This window comes from Tundrisphaera lichenicola (genome assembly GCF_051175385.1).
Taxonomy (GTDB): Bacteria; Planctomycetota; Planctomycetia; order Isosphaerales; family Isosphaeraceae; genus Tundrisphaera; species Tundrisphaera lichenicola.
The window spans coordinates 2425701-2443334 of record NZ_CP195106.1; the positions used below are offsets into that span (position 1 = coordinate 2425701).

General features: G+C 65.0%; 17 protein-coding genes. 8 read left to right on the top strand and 9 right to left on the bottom strand.

Annotation, left to right across the window (positions count from 1 at the left end):
* Positions 1-9 precede the first annotated feature (9 nt).
* Together P12x_RS09590 and P12x_RS09595 are read left to right on the top strand one after the other, a co-directional pair.
* Positions 10-1308 carry a hypothetical protein gene (locus tag P12x_RS09590; protein ID WP_435010639.1) on the top strand — a complete coding sequence of 433 codons (1299 nt, stop codon included), beginning with the start codon at positions 10-12 and terminating at the stop codon, positions 1306-1308.
* Positions 1309-1396: 88 nt separating this feature from the next.
* Positions 1397-3769 (top strand): hypothetical protein, encoded by a 2373-nt coding sequence (locus P12x_RS09595; protein ID WP_435010640.1) that lies wholly within the window; start codon positions 1397-1399, stop codon positions 3767-3769.
* A 55-nt stretch (positions 3770-3824) separates the two neighbouring features.
* Here P12x_RS09595 and P12x_RS09600 read toward each other — a convergent pair whose 3' ends face one another.
* From P12x_RS09600 to P12x_RS09620, 5 genes are all read right to left on the bottom strand, one after another.
* Positions 3825-4331: a hypothetical protein gene (locus tag P12x_RS09600; protein WP_435010641.1), complete on the bottom strand. Its 507-nt coding sequence runs from the start codon at positions 4329-4331 to the stop codon at positions 3825-3827.
* A gap of 103 nt (positions 4332-4434) precedes the next feature.
* Positions 4435-4890, bottom strand: coding sequence for a helix-turn-helix domain-containing protein (locus tag P12x_RS09605; RefSeq protein ID WP_435010642.1), 456 nt, complete (start codon positions 4888-4890; stop codon positions 4435-4437).
* A 158-nt stretch (positions 4891-5048) separates the two neighbouring features.
* On the bottom strand, positions 5049-5312 hold the full coding sequence (locus P12x_RS09610) for a hypothetical protein (protein WP_435010643.1): 264 nt from the start codon (positions 5310-5312) through the stop codon (positions 5049-5051).
* 33 nt (positions 5313-5345) lie between these two features.
* Positions 5346-5837 carry an alternative ribosome rescue aminoacyl-tRNA hydrolase ArfB gene (arfB, locus tag P12x_RS09615; RefSeq protein WP_435010644.1) on the bottom strand — a complete coding sequence of 164 codons (492 nt, stop codon included), beginning with the start codon at positions 5835-5837 and terminating at the stop codon, positions 5346-5348.
* Positions 5838-5913: 76 nt separating this feature from the next.
* Complete coding sequence (locus tag P12x_RS09620; protein WP_435010645.1) at positions 5914-7902, bottom strand: DUF7507 domain-containing protein; 1989 nt, start codon at positions 7900-7902, stop codon at positions 5914-5916.
* Between the two features lie 269 nt (positions 7903-8171).
* Here P12x_RS09620 and P12x_RS09625 point away from each other — a divergent pair, with 269 nt between their 5' ends.
* The 6 genes from P12x_RS09625 to P12x_RS09650 all read left to right on the top strand — a co-directional run bounded on the left by P12x_RS09625 (position 8172) and on the right by P12x_RS09650 (position 13577).
* Complete coding sequence (locus tag P12x_RS09625) at positions 8172-9086, top strand: PEP-CTERM sorting domain-containing protein (protein WP_435010646.1); 915 nt, start codon at positions 8172-8174, stop codon at positions 9084-9086.
* Positions 9087-9666: 580 nt separating this feature from the next.
* Entirely contained in the window at positions 9667-10374 is a 708-nt protein-coding gene (gene hoxU / locus P12x_RS09630; protein WP_435010647.1) for a bidirectional hydrogenase complex protein HoxU, read from the top strand.
* A complete protein-coding gene (locus P12x_RS09635) occupies positions 10371-10913 on the top strand; it encodes an oxidoreductase (RefSeq protein ID WP_435010648.1) in 543 nt (180 codons plus the stop codon). The genes hoxU and P12x_RS09635 overlap by 4 nt, the downstream gene beginning before the upstream one ends.
* A 33-nt stretch (positions 10914-10946) precedes the next feature.
* Positions 10947-12368, top strand: coding sequence for a Ni/Fe hydrogenase subunit alpha (locus P12x_RS09640; protein WP_435010649.1), 1422 nt, complete (start codon positions 10947-10949; stop codon positions 12366-12368).
* A gap of 4 nt (positions 12369-12372) precedes the next feature.
* Positions 12373-12837 (top strand): hydrogenase maturation protease, encoded by a 465-nt coding sequence (locus P12x_RS09645; RefSeq protein WP_435010650.1) that lies wholly within the window; start codon positions 12373-12375, stop codon positions 12835-12837.
* Between the two features lie 122 nt (positions 12838-12959).
* Positions 12960-13577, top strand: a complete 618-nt coding sequence (locus P12x_RS09650; protein WP_435010651.1) for a hypothetical protein — start codon at positions 12960-12962, stop codon at positions 13575-13577.
* 4 nt (positions 13578-13581) lie between these two features.
* Here the strand turns inward: P12x_RS09650 and P12x_RS09655 are convergent, their stop codons facing one another.
* The 4 genes from P12x_RS09655 to P12x_RS09670 all read right to left on the bottom strand — a co-directional run bounded on the left by P12x_RS09655 (position 13582) and on the right by P12x_RS09670 (position 17570).
* Complete coding sequence (locus P12x_RS09655; protein ID WP_435010652.1) at positions 13582-14739, bottom strand: HlyD family secretion protein; 1158 nt, start codon at positions 14737-14739, stop codon at positions 13582-13584.
* 97 nt (positions 14740-14836) lie between these two features.
* Entirely contained in the window at positions 14837-15598 is a 762-nt protein-coding gene (locus P12x_RS09660) for an ABC transporter ATP-binding protein (protein WP_435010653.1), read from the bottom strand.
* 59 nt (positions 15599-15657) lie between these two features.
* The gene (locus P12x_RS09665; RefSeq protein WP_435010654.1) at positions 15658-16908 is read right to left on the bottom strand and encodes an ABC transporter permease; all 1251 of its coding nucleotides are present in this window, start codon (positions 16906-16908) and stop codon (positions 15658-15660) included.
* Positions 16905-17570 (bottom strand): CerR family C-terminal domain-containing protein, encoded by a 666-nt coding sequence (locus tag P12x_RS09670; protein WP_435010655.1) that lies wholly within the window; start codon positions 17568-17570, stop codon positions 16905-16907. Before P12x_RS09670 ends, P12x_RS09665 begins: the two co-directional genes overlap by 4 nt.
* Positions 17571-17634 lie beyond the last annotated feature (64 nt).

Below are 17634 nucleotides of genomic sequence, written 5' to 3' on the forward strand. Positions count from 1 at the left end.
ACACTCCTCATGCTTTCGGTCCACCTCTCGCGATTCCGGGTCGATGCAACACCGCCCCTGGGCCATTCCCTCTGCGGGGGATGGATCAAGCCGGTCGAGGCCGTCGACGACCGCCTCTGGCTCCGGGGAGTGGTCCTGACCGACGCCGGTCCGCCGATTGTGCTGGCGGCGCTGGACTGGACCGGCGTGATGAATGAGTCGCACCGACTCTGGACCGAGGCCCTGGCCGAGGCCGCCATGACCACGCCCGACCGCGTGGCCCTGCACTGCGTCCATCAACACAATGCCCCCTTCATCGACCGGGACGGGAACGCCCTGCTCCGGAAGGCCGGGTCCGACACGCTCCTCTACGACGAGAAGTTCGTCGACGACCTGATGGCCCGGTCGGTGGCCGCCGTCCGGGAATCCTTGATGGACCCCCAGCCCGTCACCCACGTCAAGACCGGACAGGCCAACATCGAGCAGGTCGCCTGCAACCGACGAGTCATCGGGCCAGACGGGAAGATCCGATTCACCAGGACCAGTTCGACCAAGGACCCGGTCGCCCGCGCCGAGCCCGAGGGCCAGGTCGACCCGATTCTCCGGTCGGTCGGCTTTTTCCAGAATGATCGGGCCCTGGCCCGGCTCTACTACTACACCACCCACCCGATGAGCTACTACGGCGACGGCCGGGTTACATCCGACTTCGTCGGGATTGCACGGGACCGCCGCGATGCCGAGGAACCCGAAGCCCTCCACATCTATTTCACCGGCTCGGCGGGCGACGTGACCGCGGGCAAGTACAACACGGGGACCGTCCCCGAGCGGGCGATCCTGGCCGATCGGATCCACCGAGGGATGGTCGAGGCCGACCGGATCGCGAAGGGTCACTCCGAGCCGCTGGACCGGGTGAACTGGGCGACGGCCCCGATCCGTTTCGCCGCGCGCGAGGATCTCGATCTCGACCAACTCAAGGCGATCGTCGCCGACCCGAACGCGAAGGTCGTCGATCGGAACCGGTCGGCCATGACCTGCGGTTGGCTGATCCGCCAGGCGACTCGAAGACCGATCCTCCTCTCCAGGCTCGACCTTGGCGGTGTCTCGTTGCTCCACCTGCCCGCCGAAACCTTCGTCGATTACCAGCTCTCGGCCCAGGCCAGTCGTCCGGACCGCCCGGTGGCCACGGCGGCCTACGGCGACGGAGGCCCCTGGTACATCCCGCTCAAAAAGTCCTATGCCGAAGGAGGTTACGAGCCCTCCGTCTCTTTCGTCAGCCCCGAGACCGAGGCCCGGTACCGCCAGGCGATCCGAGATCTGCTCGCCGTCTGATCGGCCCGGTTGGTCGCCCCCGGCGCTATAATGAGGGGGCGTCCATCCGTTTCGGAGGCCCGACCGGGATCACCACGAAGGGCCAGTTATGCGACGACTCACGGTGGCCCCATTTCTACTGGCGGTCGGGTTTTCGATGGTGATCGGGCGAGGGACGCCCGGCTTCGACGGTCCCGACCGGGCGGAGATCCGGGCGACCCTGGCCGATCAGTCGATACCCGCCGAGGAACGAGCCCGACGGGCGCTCGAAGCGGCGACTTCGATCGATCAGGACGCGCAGGGATCGCGATCGGATGCGACCCGCAGGAAGCTCTGGGTCGAAGCGAGGGGCCTCCTCGACGACTTCCTGGAGGAAAACCCGACCGTCGGTACAGCCTCCCTGATCAGGTTCCAGGCCTCCGTCTATCGGTGGGCCGAGGGGAAGAGCCTCGTCGACCAGGCCGAGCTGACACCCGCCGACGCCGAAATTCGCACCCAGGCCATCCAGGCACTCGATGACGCGATCGAGCGACTTCGAGTTCTCGGAGGGAAGACGGGGGATGCCAACGATCCGCTGGCCCAGAACATCCGCTTCCGACTGGCTCAGGCGATCGCCGACCGAGCGTCGCTCGAACCCGCAGGAAATCCGACCCGGCAGGCCTCGGAACAAGAAGCCCAGACTCTCCTCGATCCTTCGGTCACCGCGCCCGGCCTCCGATCCTTCGCCCGGCTACTTCGGGCCGACCTGGCCAACCGGCTCGGGCATTATGGCCAGGCACAGATGGAGTTGGAGGAGGCCGAGAAACTGATGCCTCCCCCTCCAGCCGGCGAACTCCTCCGGATCAGGGTGGCCGCGTTGGTCGGACGCGAAATCTTCGCAGAAGCGAGGTCTTTGGTCGACGCCTCGGACGTCGACCCTGAGGTCAAGCGACTCCTGACGCTCCGGATCGTCCTTGGCCGTCGTTGGGGCCTCCCGCCCGGCCCCGAGCGGAAGGAGATCGACGCGGAAGCGTTCCGGATCGCCGGGCCGATGGCCGGTTCGGGCCGCATCGAGGCACGTCGAGGCTTGATGGAACTGGCCAGAACGGTGGACGAACCCGCCAAGGATGCCCCCCCGGAGTGGTGGGAGCTCCTGGCCGAAGGGCAGCTCCGACTCGGCAACCCGGCGAGGGCCGGTCGGCTCGCGGCCAAGGGGGCCGATCACGCCGATGAGATCGGGCGAGCCGACAACGCCTCGGCCCTCCGGTACAAGGCAGGGGCCTGCCTGTTCGAGGCCGAGAAGTTCGCCGAGTCGGATCGGGCACTCACACGCGTCTTCGAAACGACCAAGGCCCCGAAAGAACTCCGGGCGAAAGCGGGCATGCTGAGGGCTCTCGCGCGAGGCCGGGCGCTGGCCACTCGCGAGCCGGGGGCCTCTCGGGCTTCTTATCAAGAGGGGCTCGAATGTCAGGTTCGCGATTTTCCCGACGCCCCCCCCACCAGCGAGGCGCGTTGGCTGCTCGCAAAACTCCGGCTGGCCTCGGGTCGCCAGGCCGACGCGGTCGGCTTGCTTTCCGCGATCAAACACGGTCAGACCCGCTGGCTCGAGGCCCGGCTTCTCGCCTCCGACCTTGCCCGCGAGGCGGTCGAGGACCAGCGAATCAACCGTGATGAGTCGGAAATCAAAAAACGGATGGAAGAGGCCCGTCGGATAACCCGGACCTCCCTCGATGAGGCGGCCGAGGGGCCGGAGGCGAGCGCGCTGCTGCTCAAACTCGCCCGACTGGAGCTGACTCCTCGAGACGGAGACCCGTCCGAAGCGATTGAGATCTGCGAACGAGCCCTTCGGACCGCGGCCGGGGCCGACCAGCATCGCCTCGCCCGGATCTATCGGGTGGTGGCCATGGCCCAGGCAGGTCGGTCGGCCGAGGCCGAGAAGGCCGCCCAGGCCGAGGCGAAATCCGGCCCGCCGGGGGATCTCCTGTCCGCCCTCCAGATCCTCGACCGATCGGCGTCCGAGGCCGATTCGGACATCCGCAGACGACGACTCGGCCTGATTCTCCGGGGCCTGACCTCGGGGATTCTCGACCAGCTCGACGAGGTCTCGCCCGCCGATCGCGATCGGATCCGGCTCTCTCACATTCGAGCCCTACTCTTCTGCGGCAATCCGGGATCGGCCCGGAAAGAGTTGACCGCCTGGGAAGGGCCGAAGAATAGCGACGACCAGGATCTCTTCCGAGACCTGGCCGACCTTTATCTTCGCCTCGACGCTCCCGCGCTGGCGATCGACGCCGAACGGATCCGGGCCACCCGACTCGCCCCCGGGTCGCTCCCCTGGTTCGAGGCTCGCTATGGCCTGGCCCTGGCCTACTACCGGGCCGACCGGGCCAAGGACGCCCGGAAAGTGATCGACGCCACGGCCATCCTCCACCCCGAGTTGGGCGGGGCCGATCTCCGGTCTCGATTCGAGCGATTGCGGCAGAAGCTCGGGAATGAAGATTGAACCAGGAGCGAGGGAGATTGATCCTCGAACGACCTCTTCGGACCGCAGCAACCCCTCAGTTCTGGTCGATCCACATGATCGCCTTGTCCCACTGGGGAGGGGTGGTCTGGAAGCGGAGAGCCGAATAATTGCTGGCCCGGGTGGGATAGACGACCGGGGAGAGGGTGGGCTGATTCGGGTTCGAGAACGACGTCCCCTGGACCAAAACCGGCTGCCCGTTATAACCCCGAACGACCGTGTTGACCGGGGCGGCAATCTCTCGGAAGGCCGAGAGCGGGCCGTAGACCGAGAGGGATTGCTCGCGACCGTAAGCGTCGAGGGCCGAGTAGCCTCCGCCAATCGTGCCATTGCCCCGGATCGTGACGTACTGCGAAGGCATGAACGATCCGAGCATCGGCGAGGGCGCGACCCGATCCTGGGGCCGAGCCGTCGTGCTGGTCTCGACCATCGCCCGCGGACGCTTGTGGAAGAAGTCTCCCGCCCGTGCATCCCGGGCCAACGTCGGAAGAGTAACCGAACCCGCAATGGCTAATTTCACCAGGACCCGGCCGAAGATTCGCATGGTGATCTCTCTCGATGAGGTCGGTGGGCCGAGCCTTCGGCCCGAATCGACGGGAACTTGAGAGAATTTTACACCACAACCCGATTTTTCCAAATCACGCAGATTACCAACGAGCCTCTTCGACCGATTTCGCCAGGACCCGGTAGCTTTCCTCGACGATCCGGGCCACCCCTTCCCCGAGGGGCGAAGCCAGGAGTTCCTGAAATTTCCGTTCCAACTCTCCACCTCGGAGTACTCCGGGTGTCTCATCCACCCGAAATCGTTGGGGAGAGATGAAATCCTCTCGCCGAACTTGCGGGGCGGAATCGCTGGAAGACCAGCCCACGCCAGCTCCGACGCCGACGCCGACGATTCCCAGATTGACCCCTCCCAGGAGGGCTTCGGTCGGGATTTCCAGGGCCTGCGCGATCCTTCGCAGAGTCCCCGCTCGCGGCTGTTCCGTCTTTCCACTTTCGATCTGATAGAGGGCCGTCCGGGAGATCGAGGCCCGGCTGGCCAGCTCGTCCGGCCCCCAGCCCTTGGCGTATCGCTGGTCCCGGACCCGCTGGGCTAACGTCATCGCGAGACTCCGTCGACGGTGGTTTGACTTCGAGGCCCCTCAAGGCATCTCTCTCCGGAACGTACGTAATCGTCCGGTCTCGGGCAACTCGACCGATCGAGAATTACGTGACTTCTTGGAGGGGCGCCCTCGGAGTCGCAAAATCACCACTCGACGGTTCATCCCGCCTTGCCGTCCAGCTCCTTCATGACTCCCGCGAGGAGTGCCGGATCTCGTTTCTGGAGAAGATGTTCGATCCGGGATTCGGGGAATTCCAGCTTGGTCAGGGTCTCACCGACGCGAGCCCAGAGGCGATCGAGCTTCTTCCCTTCGGAGAGATAAATCTCGCCGACGAGTTCGGCCAATCGCTGCGACGCGATGGCGTCGTAGTTGTTGTAATAGCGCTTGATGATCTTCTGCTGATAGGGGGAAAAATCGGCCATCTGAGATAAGCTCCGAGGGAACGATCGGGGCGGTCACTCCACGTCGGGCTTCCGACGGAGCCGCTTGGTGGTCGACCTCCGGAGCTTCGACTCGACCCGGCGGACCTTCGAGCCGAGGGTCGGCCGGCTCGGTCTCCGGGTCCGAGGAGGCCGGGCGGCGGCCAGGACGAATTCGCGCAGTTTCGCGAGGCAGTCCTCGACATTCCTCGACTGATCGCGAGTGAGCTGCGATGTGATCAGGAGTTCCCCGTCCCGGGTCAATCGTGAGGACAGGGCAGCGAGGAGGCGTTCGCGAACCGGCCCGGGAAGACTGGGGCTCTCGGCGGGCTTCCAGCGGAGGGTCGCCTTGGAGTTGACCTTGTTGACATTCTGCCCGCCCGGTCCGCCGGAACGCGCGAACTCGAAGCCGAGCTCGGCCAGCGGGATGGCCAGAGAGTCGGTGATCCTCAGGAGGCTTGCCGGGTCCGGCGCGGGCTGGAGGTCTTCCATGCCCCCCAATGTACGCGTCCGATGGTCGCGGGTCATCGGCAATTCGTTCGAAACGAACGAGGGGCGGTGATCGCCGCCCCTCGTCCCTGATCGAATGGTGGAGTTCCCGGCCTCAGTTGGCCCCGCCGATCAGCTGAACGATCGAAGGCCCTTTGGCAACCTTGTTGCTGTTCATGTTGACGCTGACGACGTTCGCCTTGGCGGCCTTCACGCCCTTGTTGTTCTTGGTCGGGATCGAGACCACTTTGGCGGCGGATTGGGCCCCGGCCGGGATCGGGGCGAGCGAGGCCGTCGGGTTGACCTGCTTGGGCAGCCTCTGGCCCCGGAACGGGTTGTAGAGGTCGTCGATCACCATGGAAGCGGCACGCTGCTGGGCAGCCTTGGGGATGACCACCGGGGGAGGCACGGCCATCCCGTTGACGACGGGGATGTTATTGGCCTTGTCATACTGGAGCCAGCTCTGCTGCTGCTTGGTGATCGCGGCCGGCGTGTAGAACGAGTAGTCTCGGTTGAAGACCCGGACCGAGCTGGCGAATCCAACGCCCGAGGTGGTCATACCGATGATCTGGGCGTCGGTGATTCCAGGCGGCAGGGTCACGTCGAGCCCGTTGAAGACGAACGTCTCGTCGGGGAACTGGTCGTTGTTGACGTTGCTCTCGAAGTTCCGGATCGGGGCGGCACCGTCGGTCAGGATCGTGGCGGGGTTGCCGAAGCGGACCGTGGCCGGGTCGATGGTGGTCGGGTCGAAGCCCGAGGAGCCGAGGACGTTCACCCGGATCGCGGTCGGGTGGGCGGTGTTGATGTGATTCAGTTCGTGCGGGTTCACATAGATGGTCGGGGAGACCGGCGGGCAGACCGAGTTGTTCCCGAAGTAGTGGCTCAGTGCCGTGCTGGTGACGGTCGTCCCGCTCTGGGTTCCGATGCCCGCGGCCAGGGCGGTGTTCTCATATTGCCCGGTCTGGGCAACACCGCTCGCCGTATAGAGCCAGGTCTCGCCCGGATCGAGGAGGCCATTTCCGTTATCGCCTCCGACGAAGGTGGGGGCGAAATTCTTGGACGGGTCGGTGTTCGAGCCGCCATTGTCGGCCAGGGCGACGTTCCCCAGCGGCTCGTTGCCGGTGTTAGTGACCGCATATCCCCAGGTCACCGCGCTTCCCGGGGCCACGATCGGGCCGGGGGCCGACGGGGCGGCGAACCCGTTGGTGGTCTTGGTCACCGAGATCGACGGGTTGGTCAGCGTCGCCCGATTGATCACGATCGGCTGAGGCGGGAAGAATTCGTCGCTGATCCCGGCACTCTGAGCGGTGCTCCCGAAGGCACCGACGTTGATCGTCGTATTGGGCGTCAGGGCATTGCCGGTGACTTGCTGGTAGAGCTGCGAGAAGTTGGTGATCTGCAGCTCGAAGTTGGGCTTGCTCGGATCATTGACGAGGAAGTAATTCCCCGTGAACTGAGGGAGCAGGGCATTCGGGTCGAAGCGGTCGGGATTGGTCTGAATGTCGTTGTTGGCCAGCGCGACCGTGTACGGCTTGCTGCCATTGAGCGGATCGGGGCTGTTGATCGGGAAGCCGGCCGCGACATCGGGTGACGCCGGGTCGGTGAAGGCCAGCAGGATCCCGTATTGCTCGGTCCCGCCGAAATCAGCCGGGTCCTGGAACCCCTGGGCCGCCCCGGTCCCCATCGAGTTCGAGATAAGGGGGTTTACAGTTCCGGAGTTCCCGTTATTATCGGCGTCGCCAGCGATGACCTGGCGACCGTCTCGACCATTGAGGGGTCCTTCGACCCCGATGCTCAGCGTGTCGTCGGCGGGAGTGTAGCTGACCCGTAGCTGGTCAATCTCGAAGCCGGAGACGTTGATGAACGGTTGGAGATCGGGCGGGATACCCGGCCTTGTATTATCTGGGGGACTTGGGATGACCACAACACCTGGGACTTGCGTAGCGGGAAAATCGTTTGCAACGACCCCGGTGAAGTTGACGGCCATCAATTGACGATGATCAAGCTGTTCCATCGCCGGGCCGACGCGCTTGCGGGACTTGACCCCGTCGCGACGCCGCCGCCACGACTGAACGGCTTCGAAAAGCTTCGTGAACAACGACATCGCGCCTATGTCCTTTCCTGAAAGTCGACCATCATCGATGGTCGTTCCCTGGGAGAGCGGGCGTCCGGGATCGGGTCGGAAGTCCCGACCATGACCGGTTGGACCCGGTGGTGCTTGAAGGATGAGCCAATGGACGGCCTGGTCAGTGGGAGGCTCCAAACCTCAGCGAAACCAGGACGGCCTGGAGATAGAACTGAACCCCGGATCAGACATGCCACCGGCATGAGGAATGTGATCGGGGACAACCTTAACGTGGAAGGAGTCTCGTTATGGTTCGCCTCAGCGTCATTCGCTGGTATGTGGCGATCCTGGCCCTGACCTGGGCCGGCACCGCGACGGCGGGCTCGATGGCCTCGCCGCTCTTCAAGACGGGCGATGTGGAGCAGGATTTTCCGGCGAGCTCGTCGAGCGTCACGGTAATCCCGGGGCAGGGTCTCGGCGCCGTCTATCAACCTCAGTGGATGACCGACGCCGGCCGGATCAACGGCTACGTCATGAAGGACATCCGCCTCAGCTATGACAAGGCCACGGACACCCTGGCCATCGGCGTCAACTTCTGGGGTGTCGCCGGCAACACCGACGGCAGCCCGGATGGCCAGACCGATCCGAGGACCATCGCCATGGGCGGGTCCAACCAACCTCACATCGGCGGCGACAAGTCGATCACGGTCGCCTTCACCCCGGTCACGCCGGCCGGGACCGCCGCGACTCCCCTGGTGGTTGCCGGCGTACCGGCCGTCAAGGATGCCAGCGGGAGCGGCCTCGATGGTTTCCGCGTCGCTTCCTACCAGGAGTCGAGCGGAGGACTGGGCCGGAGCTTTGGGACCACCCTGACGGCCCACCAGGGCGACCTGGCCTTCGATCCTTCGAAGGCCAACCCCGATTTCGAGTTCACCGTCAAGAACTTCAGCAAGGTCCCCGGGCTCGATGCCCTCACCAAGGGCTTCTACATCTCGGCCTATGCCGGGACCGGCTCCACGACCATCACCGGCAAGAGCAACATCTTCAACACCCTGGTCGGCACCCCGCTCAATCAGCCGGGGCAGATTGAGAACCCCGGGACCGTCACCCCGCCGACACCCCCCGCTGTCCCCGAACCCACGACCATCCTGGCCTGGGGATTCGTCGCCGGGGGCGCAGCCTGGCGAGTCCGTCGCCGGGTCCGTCCTTCGATCCGTCCGTGATTCGATCTCGGGTCGATCCATGACCATCTCTGGCGCAACGCGGCGGCCCGGACCTCGGGTCGCCGCTTTCTTTTTCGACTCGAACCGATGGGCAGGAACGCTGCAAATCCCTTCCGATCCCGACGAAATGCCACACACGCTTTACTTTCAACAAGCTCTGCCCAGACGACAAACTTCCAGCCAATCGACGCAATTCGCCCAAAGCACCACAAGCCCACCGAGCCATCGCTAACCCCTCTAGGTTCGGAATACCCATCCCTCACCCAATCCTCCGGGTCTGATCCGGATGGTCGAAACGAGGAATAGATGGGCCCGGCCGATTGACCGCCTTCGACCGTCCGATGCGAAGAGCCGCGTCACTCGGTAGAATCGAGGATGTCGGCCGTCGCATCCCGATCGTCCATCTCCGATCAGAGCCGGCGCGTCAATCCTTTCGATGAGCGCGACCTCGGGCTTTGTCCTTCGAGCGGCATTCGCCGGAGAACGGACCATTCTGATCCTCGATCGGGAACGTCCAGCGAAGGGCCCCGCAATTGGAGAGTTACGGCTCCGGTGGTCCTGACCGACGTGGAGAACTTCCATGGCGCTTGTCCCCTTCGAGATTGATGGTCAACTCGTCAACGCGCTCGAGGGCGAAACCGTCCTCATCGCGGCACGGTCGGCCGGGGTCGAGATCCCGACGCTTTGCCATCTCGAAGGATTGACCGATGTCGGTTCCTGCCGGCTCTGCCTGATCGAGATCGGCGACCGCGGGCCGCTGAGCCCCGCCTGCATGACCAGAGTCACCCCGGGACTGGTCGTCCGGACCGACACCGAGAGGATCCGGGAGCATCGGCTCACCGTCGTGGAGTTGCTCTTCGCCGAAGGGAACCATATTTGCGCCGTCTGCGTTGCCAACGGCCGGTGCGAGTTGCAGGACTCGGCCATCGCGGTCGGCATGGACCATGTCGGATTCGAGTACGAGCACAAGCCGTTGGGGGTCGACCTGAGCCACGAGCTCTTCGGGATCGACCACAATCGATGCATCCTCTGCACGCGTTGTGTCCGGGTCTGCAGCGAGATCGAGGGGGCCCACACCTGGGGCGTCTCAGGACGAGGGGCGGACTCCCGCCTGTTGAGCGACCAGGGCCAGCCCTGGGGCGAGTCGCCGACCTGCACGTCGTGCGGGAAGTGCGTGATGGCTTGCCCGACCGGGGCCCTGTTCCATCGAGGAGACACCGTCTCCGGGATCGACCATCGACGCGATCGGCTTCTCTCTCTGGTCGAGGCGCGGGAGCACAAGCCATGACCCGCCTGAGGCTCGCCACCGCCTGGCTCGGGGGGTGCTCCGGCTGTCACATGTCGTTCCTCGACATGGATGAGTTCTTGATCGAGATGTCCAGCAAGGTCGACCTCGTCTTCTCGCCGTTCATCGACGTCAAGGAATATCCCGAAGGGGTCGACGTGGCCCTGGTGGAAGGGGCCGTCTGCAACGAGGACCACCTGAAGCTCCTCCCGCTGCTCCGGGCCCGGACGAGGATGGTCGTCTCATTCGGCGATTGTGCCGTGACCGGCAATGTCACGGCCCTGCGCAACCCATTCGGCGACGCCCGAAATACCCTCGATTTGGTCTACCTGGACGGCGGCGACCGCAACGCCTCGCTCCCCCTGGAGCCGGGGATCGTGCCGACGCTGCTCGACAAGGTCATCCCCGTCCACGCGATCATCCCCGTGGATGTCTATCTTCCCGGCTGCCCACCGCCCGCTTCCCGGATTCGCGAAGTCCTGGAAGCCTTGATCAAGGGCAAACGTGCTCACCTGGCAGGGGAGAGCATCCGATTCGGATGAACCGATCCCTCAATCGACGAGAGAGCCAATCTCATGGGACAGCGGATCGTCATCGACCCGGTCACCAGGATCGAAGGTCACGCCAAGATCACGATCCACCTCGATGACGCCGGCCAGGTCACCGATGCGCGTTTCCACGTGACGGAGTTCCGGGGCTTCGAGAAGTTTTGCGAAGGGCGTCCCTTCTGGGAGATGCCGGGGATCACCGCGAGGGTCTGCGGGATCTGCCCGGTCAGCCACCTCCTCGCCTCCTCCAGGGCCGGCGACGCGATCCTGGCGGTTTCGATCCCCCCGGCCGCCGAGAAGCTCCGGCGATTGATGAACCTCGGCCAGATCATCCAGTCCCATGCGCTGAGCGTCTTCCACCTGAGCGGTCCCGATCTCCTCCTGGGAATGGACTCCGACCCGGCCCAGCGTAATCTCTTCGGCCTGATTGCCAGGTATCCGGAGGTAGCCCGCGCGGGGATTCGCCTGAGGCAATTCGGGCAGGAAATCATCGAGACCCTGGGTAACCGCAAGATTCACCCGGACTGGTCGGTCCCCGGCGGGGTCCGAAGTCCGCTCGCGGAAGAGGGTCGCGAGGCGATCCTCGGCCGGGTTGCCGAGGCGAAGCAGACGGCGCTGATGGCGATCGGTTTGTTCAAGGGATTGCTCGATCACTTCCGCGAGGAGGTTGCGAGCTTCGGTCAATTCCCCACCCTCTTCCTGGGCATGGTCGGTCCCGACGGAGCCTGGGAACACCACGATGGCCGGATCCGGGTGGTGGATTCGACGGGCCAAACCGTGGCCGACTTCGACCCGGCCGACTACCGGAATTTCCTCCACGAGTCGGTCGAGCCCGACTCGTATCTGAAATCGCCTTACTTCCAGCCGATGGGCTACCCCGAGGGGATCTATCGAGTTGGCCCGCTGGCCCGCCTGAACCTCTGCTCGCGAATGGGCACTCCGTTGGCCGATGCCGAGCTCGAAGAATACCGGCAGAGGGGCGGTCGGATCGTCACCTCGTCGTTCTGGTATCACTACGCCCGCCTGGTCGAGATCCTGGCCTCGATCGAGCAAGCCGAGCGACTCCTGTCCGACCCCGAGATCCTCTCCGGCCACATTCGAGCCCACGCCGGGGTCAACCGGACCGTAGGCGTCGGGGCCAGCGAGGCGCCCCGAGGGACGCTCTTCCACGACTACCGAGTCGACGAGAACGGCCTCATCACCCGGGTCAACCTGATCATCGCCACCGGGCAGAACAACCTCGCCATGAACAAGACCATGGCCCAGATCGCCCGCCATTTCATCAAGAGCCTGCCGATTCCCGAAGGGGTCTTGAACCGAATGGAGGCGGGAATCCGGGCGTTCGACCCCTGCCTGAGCTGCTCGACCCACGCCTTCGGCCAGATGCCGCTCCATGTCCAGGCCGTCGGCCCCGACGGGTCGATCGTCGACGAGATCTGGAGGCACTGATCCGATGATCGACGAGCGACCGGTCCTGGTGATCGGTTACGGGAACACCCTGCGGACCGACGACTCGATCGGACCTCGCGCAGCCTCCGTCGTCCAGGGCTGGGGACTGGCCAATGTGCTGGCCTGCGGCGTGACCCAGCTCACCCCCGAGCTGGCCGAGCCCCTCTCCGCCGCCCGGCTCGCGGTCTTCGTCGATGCCCGCCAGGCTCCGAACGGAGGAGCGTCGGGGGTCGAGGTCCGGCCCATCGAGATCTCCGAAGTCACCTCGACGTTCGGGCATACGAGCGATCCCGGCTATCTCCTGAGTCTCGCCCAGGCCGTCTACGGGAGCCACCCTCGGGCATGGCTGGTCACGGTCCCGGCCCATGACCTGGCGCTGGGGGACGGGCTCTCCCCCCCGGCCCGTCAGGGTCTCGAAGTGGCCCTGGGGCGGATCGCCGAACTCCTGAAGGAACCCGGCCCCGGCTGAGGACCGGGCTCCTGGCGCGCGGTCCGCCCGGATCTGGTCGGGACGCTTGCCCGTGGATGAGCCGACCGCTATCGTTCAAGGAGCCACGACCAGCCACCCTGACGGACAAGTGGAGGATACCGATGAACCACCTCGGGCGTCTTGTCTTGCCGATTCTCGCGGCCGTGGTCGGAGTCGGGGCAGCAGAAGATCCGATCGAACCGAAGCAGCCGTCGGCGGGGCCTCGCTTCGATATGAGCAAGGGTGTGGTCGTTTCGAGGGTCAACGGCCTTGATGATTTCGTGGAGCTTGCCGAGCCCAGGTTGACGAGCGAGGACAAGCTGAAGGTCTATTTCAGGCCGTTGAATTACAAGGTCGAGCCCTTCAAGAAGCGATACCGGGCCAGCTTCACCGAGGATGGGCGGATCCGCCGGAAGGGCGAGAAGAACCCGATTGCCAAGGAGGACAAGCTCCTGGAATACGAGGACGTCTTCGATGATCCCACTTATCGGATCTATCTGGTCAACACGATCGGCCTAAAGAGCCTTCCCCCGGGCGATTATGAGTTCGACATCACTCTTCATGATGTCCTGGACGAGGGATCGTCGGCCCGCCAGTCGATCCCCTTCACGATCGTCCCGACTCCCCAGGCCGTGCCATCGACGGACGAGGCCGGGTCGGGCGAGTCCACCGAAGCTCCCGCCCCAGCCTCGAAGAAGACTTCGAAGGCGAGGAAGAAGCCCGCCCGCCCGAGACGCTGAGCGATCAGGGCGAGGGCTTGACCTCGACGGCGGAATCCCTGGCAGACGCGGCCCCTGCCCCGGGCTCATCGAAGGGGCTGACGCGGCGAAGGTCGGTGTCGAGCGAGACTCCCTCCGGGACCCTGGCTTCGAGATAGGCATCCATCTGCTGGCCGATGTAGAGCGGGATCGGCGAGTCCTTGGGCAGGGCGTAGACCACCTGGAGGACCCGAGTATCCACCCGCTCGGAGTTCTCCCCGGTCAGGCTCTTCTTCGGGATCACGTAGGGCTCGACCTTGTAGGGGACCAGGTCGAACCGGACCCCGGGCCGACCCTTGAGCGTGGCGATGGCGCGGGCCTTGGGATCGAACAGGGGGACATCATTCTCGTCGATGTCGACCCGGACGTGGAGTTCGTTGCTGTCGCCGATCACCACGAGGGCCTGGTTCCAGATGGCCGCGGCGAACTGGCCGGGGCGAACGTTGACCTGGAGGATCTCGCCATCGGTCAAGGCCCGGACGACCAGCCGGTCGAGCTGGATCTTGGTGCTCTTGACCTGGCTATCGGCCATGGCAACGGCCGCCTGGGCCACCTGCTTGTCGGCCTCCCACGTGATCTTGATCCGGTTCAGATCGGCCATCGCCTTGGCCATGCCCGCCTTGGCCGCCTGGAAGGCGTATCGGTCGCGGTCGTAGTCGCTGGCGGTCCCCATCTGCCGCTGGTAGAGCCGGTCGGAACGGCCCGCGGCGGCCTCGGCGTCGTTGACCTTCGCCTTCATCTCCTCGACCGTGGCCTCGGCCGTGGCGATGTCGCCGACCTGCGGGGCGGCCTCCAGCCTCTTGTACGAGGCGATCGCGGAGGCCAGGTTGGCCTCGCGGACTTCCAGCTCGGCCCGGAGTTCGCGCTCGTCCAGGCGGAACAGGGGGTCGCCCTTCTTGATCTTGTCATTGACCTTGACGTAAACCTCCCAGACGACACCGGGTACGGGCGAGCCGACGGGGATATTTTCGAGCCGGGCTTCGATGATCCCCGAGCCGGCGATCGTCCGTCGGTAGTTCGGCTGGGTCGGAGGGGAGACCAGGGGCTTGGCCGGAGGCGGGATCTCGCGGGCCTTGACGACCGTGAAGACCGCGAAGGCGAACCCGCCGATCGCGATCAAGGGGAGGATCATTTTCTTGAGCATTGGTTTGCTCCCTTATCGCTGAGGGATGTTGGATGAACGCATCATCGGCGGGCAAGATAGGTGGAGAGACCACCGAGGGGCCAACGTTCCGATGGCCTCAATCCGCCGCAGTCCGGTGGGTCTTGTCCTCGACCTCGACGATCCGGCCGTCGTCCATGTGGGCGATCCGCTCGCCGAACGAGAAGACGCGATTGTCGTGGGTGACCACGACCACGGCACGGTCGGGGCGGACCGCGGCCTCTCGGAGGAGTTCCATCACGCCCAGGCCGCTCTCGTGGTCGAGCGCGGCGGTCGGCTCGTCGCAGACCAGGAGGCTCGGCTCGTGGACGAGCGCCCGGGCGATCGCCACGCGTTGTTGCTGGCCGCCGGAGAGCTGATTCGGCAGGTTCTCGGCCTTCTTGCCCATCCCGAGCGAGTCGAGGACCGACCTGGCCCGATCGACCGCCTTCGCCCGGGAATACCCGGCGATCACCAGCGGGATCGCGGCGTTCTCGGCGGCGGTCAGGGCCGGGAGGAGGTTGTACTGCTGGAAGACGAAACCGATGTGCTTGGCCCGGAATCGGGTCCGGGCACGGTCGCTCATCGCCGAGACCTCCTGATCGAAGATCGTGACCGACCCCTCGTCGGCGTTCAGGATCCCGGCGATCACCGAGAGGAGCGTCGTCTTCCCGCAGCCGGAGGGACCGACGATCATGCTCAATTGCCCGGCGTTGACCTCCCAGTCGACTTCCTTCAGCGCGGAGACTCGACGCTCGCCCGTCCCGAAGTGCTTGGAGATCCCGCGGATCTCGACGGCAATCCGAGGCGCGACATCGCCGGACTTCCGGGGATTCGAGATGGCTTGCTGGACGCCGGACATCGGTCAATTCTCCTTGGGGGGCGGAGCGTTTCTTCGCTTCCAGGACCAATGGACCGGGTTCAGCCCCGGAAGACCACCGCGGGCTCCAGGACGATCACCTTCCGGACGCTGATCAGGCTGGCCAGGATGCAGATCAGGACGACGGCCACGCCGGTGATCGGCAAGAGCTGCCAGGGGGTGTAGAAGGCCAGCTCTCCCCCCTTGGTCCGCTCGCCGAAGAGCGCCGCCAGGCCGACCCCGATCCCATAGCCCAGGAACCCGACCACCAGGGCCTGAAGCAGGATCATCCCCACGATCCTTCCGTTGGTCGCCCCCATGGCCTTGAGGGCCCCGAACTGCTTGAGATTCTCGAGCGTGAAGTTGTAGAAGGTCTGGCCGGCGATGGCCGTCCCGACCAGGAAACCGAGGAACGCCGTGATCCCGAAGTTGATCGGAATCCCGGTGTACTTGAGGTAGTAGTTGATCGTCTTGTCGAGGAACTGCTGGCTGGTCAGGGCCATCAGGCCGGTCTGCCGGCGGACCGCGTCGGCAACCTCGATCCTCCGGGCCGTCCGTTGCTCTTCGGTCAGTCCCGGCTTCTCGTCGATCTTGGCGAGGATGTAGCTAAGAACCTTGCGTTCCTGCGCCACGTAACCCTTGGCCCGCGAGTAGGTCGTGTAGACGACCGGGTTCGACTGGAAGGTCCTCGAGGCCTCGCAGATCCCGACGATGATCGCCCGGTGGTCGTTCATCTCCACTTCCTTGCCGAGGAAGTAGCCGGCGTTTTCCTTCTTGTAGTATTCGGGCGGGTAGCCGGGGAACAGCTTGGCAAGCCGGGTATGGTCGACGAAGATCGACTCGGGCTTCCGGAGGTCTTCGAGCCGACCGAAGAGGATCCGCTCGGGCGGGGGAGCCCCGACCATCGAGGCATCGTCCAGGCCGAGCAAAATAACCTGCTCGATCACCTTGGACGGGTCGGGAGCCCCTTCGGGCCGGGGCTTGCCGACGACCAGCGGGTCGGTGTTGCTGACCTTGGCCCGCGCGTTCCCCTTGTAGAACGGGACCGCCCAGAGGACGCCCTCGACCCCTCGGACTCGGTACAGGTTGTTCTCGATCATCGGCTTGTTGTCGTCGACCTGGAGGACGTTGGGATCCATCACCCAGAGATCCGCGCCGGTGGTGTCGGAGATCAGGGAGCCGGTCCTCAGCATCAAGCCGCAGAAGATCGACCCCTGCTGGGTGATCAGCAGGGCGGCGAAGGTCAGGCCCATCACGATCCCGAAGAACTTGGCCCGGTCGCCGGTCAACATCTTCAAGGCAATCCAGCTCATCGAGCCCCCCCCTTCCCGGTTTCCGGGATTTCCTCGGCCATCTCCCCCGCCTCGTCGAACGGCGGGGCGACTCCTAGCGCCGCCAGGGTGAAATGAGTGATGTGATCGGTCAGGAAATCGAGGTCGAGCCGGGCGAAGGCCTCGGGGCCGACGATCCGCTCGGAGATGGACTTCGTCAGCTTGTAGTGGAGGCATTGCCCCACCACGCTGAACCCCAGCGCATGAATCCGTCGATCGTCCGCCTCGGGGCAAATCCGCCTGAGAATCCCCGAGAGATGCTCGAATCGCGGGCGGATCGCCTCGTTGACCAGGATCTCCGAGGCCCGGGTCGGGCTGACCATCTCGCGGAGCATCAGCCGATGGTGCCAGGTCGAATCGCGAAGCGCCACGACATTCGTCAAGAAGAAGTGGATGTAGCGACGGAGCAGCTCGGCCGGGGGACCATCGGCCATCACATCCGGCGGCATCTCATTGCCGCACCGATGGGCCTCCAGGACCGCCTGCTCGTAGAGCAATTCCTTGTCGCCGAAGTGGTAGTTGACCGACGCCAGATTTACCCGCGCCCGGTCGCAGATCGAACGGACCGTAGCCCCTTCGAATCCCTTCTCGGCGAACTCCTCGCCCGCCGCGTCGAGCAGCCGGGCCTTGGTCGGGTCAAGCATCGACAACTCCACCTCACAGCTCAATCATCCGTTTCAAACAAGCGTTTCAATCGAGTGTATGAGG